The 10,077-nt window shown below is 68.6% G+C and carries 5 protein-coding genes and 1 pseudogene; all 6 read right to left on the bottom strand.

The window, feature by feature from the left end:
• Positions 1–267 (bottom strand): annotated as a pseudogene (locus VN419_RS00385) (sugar fermentation stimulation protein SfsA); the annotation flags it as partial.
• Positions 260–868 (bottom strand): VOC family protein, encoded by a 609-nt coding sequence (locus VN419_RS00390; protein ID WP_325643261.1) that lies wholly within the window; start codon positions 866–868, stop codon positions 260–262. The gene VN419_RS00390 and the pseudogene VN419_RS00385, both read right to left, overlap by 8 nt.
• Before the next feature lie 105 nt (positions 869–973).
• Complete coding sequence (locus tag VN419_RS00395; RefSeq protein WP_325643263.1) at positions 974–1,516, bottom strand: cupin domain-containing protein; 543 nt, start codon at positions 1,514–1,516, stop codon at positions 974–976.
• Positions 1,513–8,085, bottom strand: coding sequence for a PAS domain S-box protein (locus tag VN419_RS00400; RefSeq protein WP_325643265.1), 6,573 nt, complete (start codon positions 8,083–8,085; stop codon positions 1,513–1,515). The genes VN419_RS00395 and VN419_RS00400 overlap by 4 nt, the downstream gene beginning before the upstream one ends.
• 177 nt (positions 8,086–8,262) lie before the next feature.
• On the bottom strand, positions 8,263–9,252 hold the full coding sequence (gene sppA / locus VN419_RS00405) for a signal peptide peptidase SppA (protein ID WP_325643267.1): 990 nt from the start codon (positions 9,250–9,252) through the stop codon (positions 8,263–8,265).
• Between the two features lie 28 nt (positions 9,253–9,280).
• Positions 9,281–10,077: adenosylcobinamide-GDP ribazoletransferase (locus tag VN419_RS00410; protein ID WP_325643269.1), on the bottom strand; the 797-nt coding region annotated here is incomplete at its 5' end.

Genomic DNA, 10,077 nt, shown 5'->3' on the forward strand with positions numbered 1-10,077 from the left:
CGGGAGGGCCAGGGCCTCCAGGGTCCACTTCAGGGCCCGGTCTGGATTGGCGGCAGGGGAGAGCAGGGCGGGCGTTCCCGGCCGCAAAAGTCCCAGCATGGACCCGGTGTTGTTGGTGTGCGCGCGCACCTCGCCGCCCGCCCCGTCCAGCGTGACTGCCGTGAAGCGCTTCTCGCGGCGCAGCAGGCTGGTGATGCGGCAGCCGGGGGCAAAGGGGAGCAGCAGGCGTGCCTCGTCGTTTCCGGCGGCGCCTCCAGCGCTACACATGCCTGGGGCCCTTGTCGCCGTCCTCGGGTTCCTTGCCCACCAGGCGCAGGCCTTCGCCGGGGTAGACGCGGCGCTCGGATTTGGGCGTGGAGTGCGCCACTTTGGGCCACACGCCGGGCACGGGCTCGGCCCCTTGCCTGGCGCAGGCGGTGGGCTCGGTGTCGGCCATGACCGGATTTTTGCGGATGTCCACCCCGGCCACGGGCACGCTGAACTCCACCGCGATGTTGTTCGGGTCGAAGGAGTACAGCGAGTGGATGAAGCCGTGGTCCACAACCTCCGAGACCCAGAAACCGGCGGCGTCCAGACGGTCGCGCAGTTCCCACAGCTCGTCCTCGGCCTCCAGGCCGAAGGAGATGTGGTCAAAGGTGAAGGGCCCGCGCACCGGCGCGCCATGGTCCTTGTCCGGGCCGGGCTCCACTCCCGGCCACTCGAAAAAGGCGATCATGTCGCGTTCGGTGAGCTCGAAGAAATAGTGCCGGTAGCCGGGATGCCCCAGGCCCGCCACAAGGCGCAGGCCCAGCAGGTCGCGCCAGTAGCGGATGGTGGCGTCCATGCTGCCCGTGGCCATGGCCAGATGATTGATGCCGGTGAAACGCATGCCAGACCCTCCGATTGACGGAAACTAGTCAGCCGGGGCCGGAAAAGCAAGGCCGGAGGAATCAAGGGGAAAGGGCGCAGTTCCTTGGCCTGGCTGGGGCGGGCGCTATTCGTCCGGGGTCAGCGCTTCTATCTCGCTGGTCCAATCCGGGTACTGGCCCACCAGATCGCGGCGGCGGCCGTGTTCGTAGTCGGCGAAGTCGAAGCCGGGGCTCACGGTGCAGCCCAGCAGGGCGAAGCGCCCGCCGGGCTCAAGGCGCGTGCCCTGCCACACGCCGCGCGGGGCCACGACTTGCGGGCGCTGCCCGGCGGCGATGTCGGTGCCGATGACGCGGGTGCCGCCTGTGCCGTCGGGGTGCAGTTGCAGCATGCGCACGGGATCGCCCAGGTAGAAGTGGAAGATCTCGGTGCTGGCCACGCGGTGCAGGGCGGAAAAGCGCGTGGGCGTGACGAGGTAGTAAATGGCGGTGGCGCAGGCGCGGGGCCCTGCCTGCTCCGGCCCGGCCGCGCCCGCGGGCAGGATGCGCGCGGAGCGGTACGTCTCGGCGTAGAGGCCCCCTTCCTGCGGCAGGGGCACAAGGCCCAGGGCGCGCACTATTGCGGCGATCTGCGGATCTTCGGGCAAAGGGCCGCGATGGCTGGCGCTCATTGTTTCTCCGTATTGGCCGGCGCGGCGTGGTGGCGCAGGCGTTGTTTCAGCAAGTCCAGTTCTGCCAGCAGGGCTCGGGCCGCAAGCCGGAAGGCGTCGGGATCACATTTTACGGCGTGTGTTTCCGCCTGGGCGGCCAGCAGCGCGGCCCGCGCCGCGCCTATGGCCCCCAGGGTGCCGCGCGCACGGTGCGCCGTGGCGCGTCCGGCCGTCAGGTCCAGGCTGCGCAGGGCTTGGTTCATGGTCTGGTCGATCTCCGGCAGGCTGCTGTCCAGGAACTGGCGCAGCATGATGCGCAGGAGGTCCTGGTGCTCGCCAAAGGAACGTTGCAGGTAGCCCTGATCCAGGTGGGGAGCCTGTTCGGGGTCAGGGGTGCCGGGAGCGGTTCCGGGGGCCTCCTGAGCGGGCTGGGAACGGTCGCGCGCGGCGGCCAAAGCGCGTTTCATGGCTTGCAGGAGCGCGTCCTCCTCGGCCGGTTTGGCCACGGCGTCATCCATGCCGGAGTCGAGGAAGTGTTGGCGGTCCTCGGGGGAGGCGTAGGCGGTAAGGGCGACCACGGCCATTCCCGCGTTGCGTTCTCCCGCTGCGCCCTGGCGGATCTTGCGGGTGGCGGCGATGCCATCCATGCGCGGCATCTGCACATCCATGAGCACAAGGTCATACGCTTGGTTCTGGAGGGCGGCCAGCACCTCGTGGCCGTCGCCCACGCAGGTGACGCGGTGCCCGGCGTTCTCCAGCAGGTGCACCATGAGCACGCGGCCGATGGCGTTGTCCTCGGCCAGGAGTACATGCAGGCCGGTTTGCAACCCGTTTGTATCCGAAGCGGCGGCCAGCGTGCTGGCGGGTGAGAAATTCTGCGCGGCGTAGGGTACGCTCGGCTCCATGAGGCGGAACGAGCCGAAGGCGGACACCGGCGCTCCGGGGGCCAGCTCGAACAGGGCGCTGAAGGTGAAGGTGCTGCCCTTGCCCGGCGTGCTGGCGACCTCTATGCCGCCGCCCATCTGCTGCGCGAGGTTTTTGCTGATGGCCAGGCCCAGGCCGGTGCCGCCGTGGCGCTTGGCGTAGGAGCTGTCGCCTTGGCTGAAGCTTTGAAAGAGCTGCGGCAGGTAGCCGGGTTCGATGCCGCAGCCTGTGTCCGTGATGCTGAAGCACAGGCGGACGTGGCCGTCTGCGGCGTTCCGTGCGCGGTCTTGGGACACCTCGACGTTGACGCCGCCGGTTTCCGTGAACTTGAGCGCATTGCCCAGCAGGTTACGCAGCACCTGGCCCAGGCGGGCCTCGTCGCCCACCAGGGCGTCGGGAACATCCGGGGCCACGCGTACGGTGAAGCTGAGGCCGCGTTCGCGCGCCAGCAGGGCGCTGGGTCCGGTCACGGTGTCCAGGCAACTGCGCAGGGCGAAGGGAGCGGGCCGTAGCGGCATCCGTCCGGCCTCGATCTTGGAGAAGTCCAGGATGTCGTTGACCACGCCGAGCAAGGCCCGGCCGGACTCGACGGCCATGTCCGCCAGGCGGCGCTGTTCTTCGTCCAGGCGCGTTTGGGCCAAAAGCCGTGTGGTGCCGATGACCCCGGCCAGCGGCGTGCGTATCTCGTGGCTCATGTTGGCCAGGAACTGCGCCTTAGCCTGGGTGGCGGCCTCAGCGGCCGCCTTTGCGCGGCGCAGGGTGTCCTCGGCGTGCTTACGGTCGGTTATGTCCGTCAGCGCGCCCACGAAGCCGGTGAGTTCGCCGCGGGCGTCGCGCATGGCGGCGGCGCGCACCAGCACCCAGATGCCGCGTTCTCCGGGCGCGCGCAGCCGGAACTCGGCCACGAAGTCCTCGCCGCTGCGTATGGTCTCGCGGAAGCCCTCCAAAGTGGTCTTGCGATCGGCGGGCTCCAGGGCTTTCAGCCAGCGCAGGCCCAGGGCCTGGGATCTTGGGAAGCCGCTGATGGCGGTCCAGGAGGCGTTGACGTATGTGCAGCGGCCGTCGATGGTGGCCTGGAAGATGCCCACGGGCGAGACCTGGGCCAGGGTGCGGAAACGCTCCTCGCTCCGGGCCAGGGCATCCTCTGCTGCCTTGCGTTCCGTAATGTTGCGCGCCGCGCCCACCACGCCGATGACCACGCCCTGGTCGTTGACGAAGGGGGCCTTGCGCACCTCGTAGATTTCGAAGCGGCCCCTGTTCTGGCCGCACTCCTCATAGCGGCCGGGCGCGCGGCCTTCCAGTGTCTCCCGGTCGGAGTCCTCCCCGCCCAGGCGGATGGTGTGCCAGCCCGGATCTTCCGGACATTCGGCCCGGCGCTGCTCCAGGAAATGGCTGTCGCTCTTGCCCAGGGGGGCCTGGGGGTCGTTCACGCCCAGGTACTGCTCGCAGGTGGCTTTGTTGGCGAAGAGATAGCGGCCTTCCATGTCCTTGGCCCAGATCATGTCCGGCACGTTGTCGCACATGAGGCGCAGCATGACGGCCAGCTCACGGTAGCGCAGCTCGCTTAAGCGCAGGGCCGTTTCCGCGCTTTTGCGCTGGGTCACGTCCACGGCGTAGATGTTCACGTAGCCCTTGTCCACGAAGGGCGAAAGGCTGAAATTGTAGATGCCGCTCTGGTACGAGCGCTCCGAGCTGCGGACGCGGGCGCAGTCCAGGGCCAGTCGCAGCTCGCGGCGCAGCTCGCGGGGGAGCCTGCCGCCCACGCGTTGGCCCCAGCTCTGGAGCAGGGGCTCTGCCGCGGGGTTGGCGTACAGCAGCACGCCGGACTTGTCCGCGCGCAGCACCGGGTGCGGGTTTTCCACCGGGAAGCGGGCCACCAGGGCCAGGCGCTCTTCTGCCAGTTTGCGCTCGCTGATGTCGCTCAAGGTGCCGGACATGAGCAGCGGCTTGCCCTCCGGGTCGGAGCGGAACACCCGGCCGCGGTCATGCGTCCACACCCAGTGGCCGTTCTTGTGCCGCACGCGGCACTCGCAGTCGTAATAGCTGGTGAGCCCGGCGAAATGCGCCTCCAGGGCCTTGGTCGAACGGAGCAGGTCTTCCGGGTGGACCAGCTCGAGCCATGTCTTGATGTTCACCGGCGCGAGCTCGTCCAGGCTGTACCCGGCGATCTCCACATAGCGGTCGTTCAGCAGGAGCTCCCCGGTGGCGATGTTCCATTCCCAGGTGCCGGCGTTGGTGCCCTCGATGACGTCGGACAGCCTGCGGCGCTCCTCGCGCAGTGCTTCCTCGTCCTCCTTGCGCTGGGTGTTGTCCACGTTGAAGCCCACGATGCCCGGCCGGCCGTCCGGGAAACGCACCAAGCTCTTGAACACGATGCGATGCTCCATGCCGCCGCTGGCTCCCGGGCGGGAGTACTCATAGCTCAGGGTGGTGCCGGGGCCGGCCTCCTGGATGCGCCGGTCCCACTCGCGGTGCAGGCCGCTCAGTTCATCGGGGCAGATGTCCTCGACGACCTTGCCGAGGAAGGATTCCGGGGACTGGCCCCCGTGCAGCCGCCCGAAGGAGCGGTTCACCAGCAGGTAGCGCCCCTCCATGTCCTTGCAGAAAAAAGTGTGCGGCAGGGTGTCGATGAGGGTCTGCAGGAAGCGGTGGCCCTGGGCCAGTTTGGCCTCGGCCTCACGCAGCCGGGTGGCATCTATGTTCACGCCCACCACGCGCATGGGTCTGCCCTGGCGGTCCAGGTGGGCCAGGGCAGAGGCCTCCACATAGCGCAGTTGGCCGTCTGGGTGCAGCACCCGGAAGGAAGCCTCGAAGCGGCCGCCTTCCTCCGTGGCCGTGACCAGGGCCCGGCGCACGGCGTCGCGGTCCTCCGGGTGCACGCGGCACAGCCAGTCCTCCGGGGTGCCGGTGCGGTTCATATCCTCCAGGCCGTACAGCTCCTCCATCATCGGGTCCAGATGCAGGGAGCCGCTGTCCAGGTTCCACTCCCACAGGCCGATGCGTCCGGCCCGCACCGCCTGCTGGAAGCGCTGGGTCACCTCGCGCAGGCCCTGCTCCGCTTCCTGACGCTCCAGAATACTCCACAAGCCGTCGGTGAAGAGCTTGAGCTGGGCGGCGTCTTCCTCGGTGTAGGGCTCCTGCTTGTTGGCCACGCCCACCACGGCCTGCATCCGGCCCAGGCTGATGACCGGCACGGACAGGAAGCGCGTGAGCGCCACGTGGCCTTCCGGGCAGCCGCGCTTGCCCGGATGCGGCGCGGCATAGTCATTCACCAGCACCGCCCGGCGCAGGCGCACGGCCTCGGCCCACAGGCCCGCGCCGTCCTTGGGGTGGGCGGCCTGGGCCTCGGGCACGGCGCATTGCTCCTGCGTCTTTGGCGACCAGGAGCGCAAGGCGAACTGCCGGGAGTCGTCGTCGTAGTCGTAAATGTAGCCCAAGGGACTCGAGGTCATGGCCAGAACCTGCTCCAGGGCGAAATCCAGCAATTCCTGGCGGGTGGCCTGGTGCATCTCGTGCAGGCGCAGCAGGGCGCTGCGGCGCACCTGGCGCTGGCGTTCGGCCTCGCGCAGGGCATGCTGCTCGGTAATGTCCACCACGAGGCCGCAGCCGCCCCGGAAGGAGCCGTCCGGGCCGAAGAGCGGGAAGGGCATGACCCGGAGCCGTCGCAGGGAGCCGTCGGGGTGCAGCAGGCGCGTCTCGTAGACCTCGCGCGAGCCCTGCCGCCGCGCGGCCACCTGCTCCGCCCTGGCCGGGGCGTCCTCCGGCAGGATGAGCGCGGAGCTGGACTTGCCCAGCAGATCTTCGGCCGGGCGCCCGGAAATCCGCGAGAAGGCCGGGTTCACATAGGTGATGGCGTCGTCCACATCGCAGAGGACCACGCCCTGGTCCGTGGATTCCACCAGGTCCTGGAAGCGGCCCAAACTTTCGGAGAGGGCGGCCTCGGCGCGCACGCGGTCGGTCACGTCCTGTACGGTGGACAAAAGCAGCTCCTGTCCGCCGGAGTCGAAGGGACCGGTGTGCACCGCGACATTGCGCAGGGAGCCGTCCTTGAGCCTGTGCTCGAAATGGAACACGCCCCCGTGTTCTCCGGCCTCAACGAGGGCGGCGTCCACCTCCGCACGGGGCAGGGTGTTCACCATATGCACTGTGGCGGCCTTGAGTTCCTCCCGCGTGTAGCCGTAGAAGTTCGCCGCGGCGTGGTTGGCGTCGCGGATGATGCCGGTCTTGGGGTCCACCAGCAGGCACACGCTGCGGTTGTCCTCGAACATGGCCTGGTACAGGACGCGGCGCTCGGCCTTGGCCGCCTCGGCGGCCTTTTCGGCGGAGATATCCTTCACCGCGCCGATGAGCAGGCGTGGCGCGCCGCCCTCCCCGCGGGAAACGCCCACGTTTACTTGCAGCCATATGCCGTCGCCATCGCGGCGCAGATACACCTGCTCCATTTGATAGCTGTCGCGGCCGCCTGCCTGCACATCGGTCAGAAAGGACCGGATTTCTCCCCGGAAGTCCGCGTGGATGAACTGCTCCAGGTGCAGGGCGAGAAATTCCTCCCGCGTGTAGCCGGTCAACTCCAGCAGGGCCGGGTTGGCGTCCACAAAGCGTCCGTCCGGTCCGGCCACGCCGATGGGCACGCTGGAGTTCTGGAACACGGCCCGGTTGTACAGTTCGCTTTCGCGCAGTTCTCCGGTCATCTGTCGGGCCAGGGCCTCGGCCCGGCCGCGGGTGCGGTCCAGATTGCGCAGGATGAGATACACGGCCCCGGCCAGCATGGCCCCAAGCAGCACCACCACCAGGGGTTCGCGCTTGGCGGGCGCGGCGAGGCCTTCCTGTCCCCGCGTGAATTCCATGGTCCATTGCCTGCCGTAGAGATCAAGCTGGACTGTGCGCACAAGCCGCGCCGGAGCTGCGGCCGGCCTCTCGTACAAGGGGGGGGCTTCGCCAGCGCCGACGCCGTCGCGTATGCTGAGGCCCAGGCTGGCGTCCTGGGGGGCCAGCACGCTCGCCACCAGGGCGCTGACGCGGAAGGGGCTGGAGACAAACCCGCGCAGCGCGGCGCGGCGTTCGGCCACTGTGTTTATCGGCCTTCCGGCGCGGTACACGGGCAGGTAGAGGAGGCAGCTTGCCGGAGCGTCCTCGCCCCCGTCCTGAACCAGGGCCACTCTGCCGGAAAGGGTGACTGCTCCGGTATCCCTGGCGCGGTCCAGGGCGGCTCGGCGCACGGGCTCGGAATACAGGTCGTATCCGATGGCCCGCTGATTGCGTTTGTCCATGGGCTCGATGAAAGTGACTGGGCAGTAAACTTGGCGCGTCCCTTTGGGCCACACGGCATAGCCGGGGCGTGCCGCCCTGCGCTCGCGCTCATGGCGGTTCAAGGCGCTTCCAGGCACCAGGGGCGAATACCCGAGGCCGCGTATGCCCGGATGGGTGTCGCCGGAATTCAGGTCCGAGACGAAACCGCTCCATTCGTCTTCCGTGATGCGCCGAGAGTTCCTCAGCAGGCCTGCGCCGCTGTGCAGCAAAAGCTCAAAGTCCTGGAGCCGGTCCACTATGCGGATCTGGAGCTGGGCGGCGTCGCGTTCAAAGGCGTCGCGCTCGGCGTCCTCGTAGCCTTTTTGGGAAGCTACGGCCAAAAAGGCGAAGACCCCGAACACAAGCAGCGGGGGCAACCAGCATTTCCACAGCGGCAGCTTTCGAGCGGCGACAAGACCATCTGGGGGAGGTGTCGGGCGGGTCGGCATAGGTTCACCGGCTGGGCGGTCATGGCCACCGCCCTGCGCTGGGCAGGTTAGAGAAGCGAAAGTCTCGTCAAATTAGCAAAGTACGTAGCGGCATGCAAGGCCGTCTTACTGCCCCAGGCCTGGCGTCCACACGGAATAGAAGCCGGCCGAGGGCGGCAGCAGGTTGTCCAGTCCGATGTTGATGAGCGAGGGGCGCAGATCCCCGGCGTCGGCCCCGGCCTGATACCAGGTGGCGTCGGTTCCCGGGCGGCGGCGGTAGGTCACTACCTGGGGATTCTTGCCCAGGCCGGCCAGCTCGGCGGCCTTGGCCACGGCGTCCTCCATGTAGCCCACGGAGTCGATGAGCCCCAGGTCTTTGGCCTCTCCCGCTGTGAACACCCGCGCGGTGGAGACGATGGTGAGCGCGGCGGGCTCCAGCCTGCGGTGCTTCTGCACCAGATCCAGGAAGCGCGCGGCCTGGGCCTTGACCATGGCCTCGGTGAGCTTCTTCTCTTCGGCCGTGGCCTCGCGGAAGGGCGAGCCCATGTCCTTCTGCAAGCCGGACTTGCTCACGTCCACGCCCACGCCGATTTTGTCCAAAAGGCCCGCCACGCGCGGCTGCAGAAAGATCACGCCCACGCTGCCCGTCACCGTGGTGGGGTGCGCGGCGATGTGGTCGCTCGGCAGGGCCACGTAGTAGCCGCCGCTGGCGGCCAGGCCCATCATCACGGTCACCAGCTTGACCTTGGTCTCCTCGCGGTAGCGCAGAAGCTCGTGGTAGATGATGTCGCTGGCCGTGGTGGTGCCGCCGGGGGAATCCACCCGGAGCAGCACGGCCTTGATGTCCTTGTCCTTCCGGGCCAGCTTGAGCTGGGCGGCAACTTCCTCCACCACGCTCGGGCGCGTGCGCATGAAGCTCTCTCGCGTGCGCTCGCTGATGAGCCCGTCCACGCTGATGAGCAGGATCTTGCCGTCGCCCGCGCCGGAGATGGTCTGCTGTTTGTACGGCTGCGCGCCTCCGCCGAAGAGGCTGAAGCTGGGTGCGCAGGCGCACAGGCCGAGGCTCAGCAGCAGCAGGGCCAGGGTGGGGAGGAAGGCGGTGCGGTTGGCTTTCATGCGTGTTCTCCTTGCGCGGGCTGTTTGTTCAGCAGCTGAAGGAAATGGCCAGGCCTGCGGCGGCCGTGGTTTCGCCTATCATGACGGCCGCGCCCAGAAAATCGCCGTTGACGCCGCCCACGGCGCGCGCCAGCCGGTACAGGGGTATGAGCGCGAGCACGGCCAGAAGCGCGGCCGCGCCCGCCGCCATGGGGCGCAGGACAAGGGCCGGAACCAGGGCCAGGGCCAGGGCCCAGAGCACGGCGGGAACAGTGGCTCCGGAAAGGAACAGCCCGCCCAGGCCGGGGCGGATGAGGTCGCGGGTGAGGCGGCCGAAGACTACGGCGCAGGCCCGGCCGAACACGAAGACCCAGGGCAGGGTCCAGACGGCCCAGGCCGGTCCGGCGCGCAGCACCTCGGCCAGAAGCAGGGTCTGGCCCAGAAGCGCCAGCACCACGGCGGCCACGCCGAAGGTTCCGCTACGGCTGTCCTTGAGGATGATCCAGAACCGTTCCGGGTTCAGGTGCTGGCCCGCGCCGTCCATGACGTCGGCCAGGCCGTCCAGGTGCAGGCCGCGTGTGAGCCAGATGGAGAGCAGCACGCACAGCCAGGCCGGGATGAACGGGCTGGCCGTGAAAAATCCCGCCAGGCCGAGGCCCATGGCCGGGGCGCAGGCGAAGAGTCCGATGACCAAGCCGCAGAGCGGCAGGTGGAACATGCTGCGGCGCATGTCGGCCTCGTCCATGACTCGGGCCCGCGCCAGCCGGGACAAGAAGCCCAGGGTGGCCAGGAAGCGGGCAAGGGGGCGCGGCATGGGCTTTCCCGGCCCTAGCCCCAGAGCAGGCG

It is taken from the genome of Humidesulfovibrio sp., assembly GCF_035560995.1.
Lineage (GTDB): Bacteria > Desulfobacterota > Desulfovibrionia > Desulfovibrionales > Desulfovibrionaceae > Humidesulfovibrio.

Excerpts from the sequence above, each read along its gene's own strand:
- VN419_RS00390 (WP_325643261.1), bottom strand. The coding sequence starts at position 868 with ATGCGTTTCACCGGCATCAATCATCTGGCCATGGCCACGGGCAGCATG.
- VN419_RS00395 (WP_325643263.1), bottom strand. The coding sequence starts at position 1,516 with ATGAGCGCCAGCCATCGCGGCCCTTTGCCCGAAGATCCGCAGATCGCC.
- sppA (WP_325643267.1), bottom strand. The coding sequence starts at position 9,252 with ATGAAAGCCAACCGCACCGCCTTCCTCCCCACCCTGGCCCTGCTGCTG.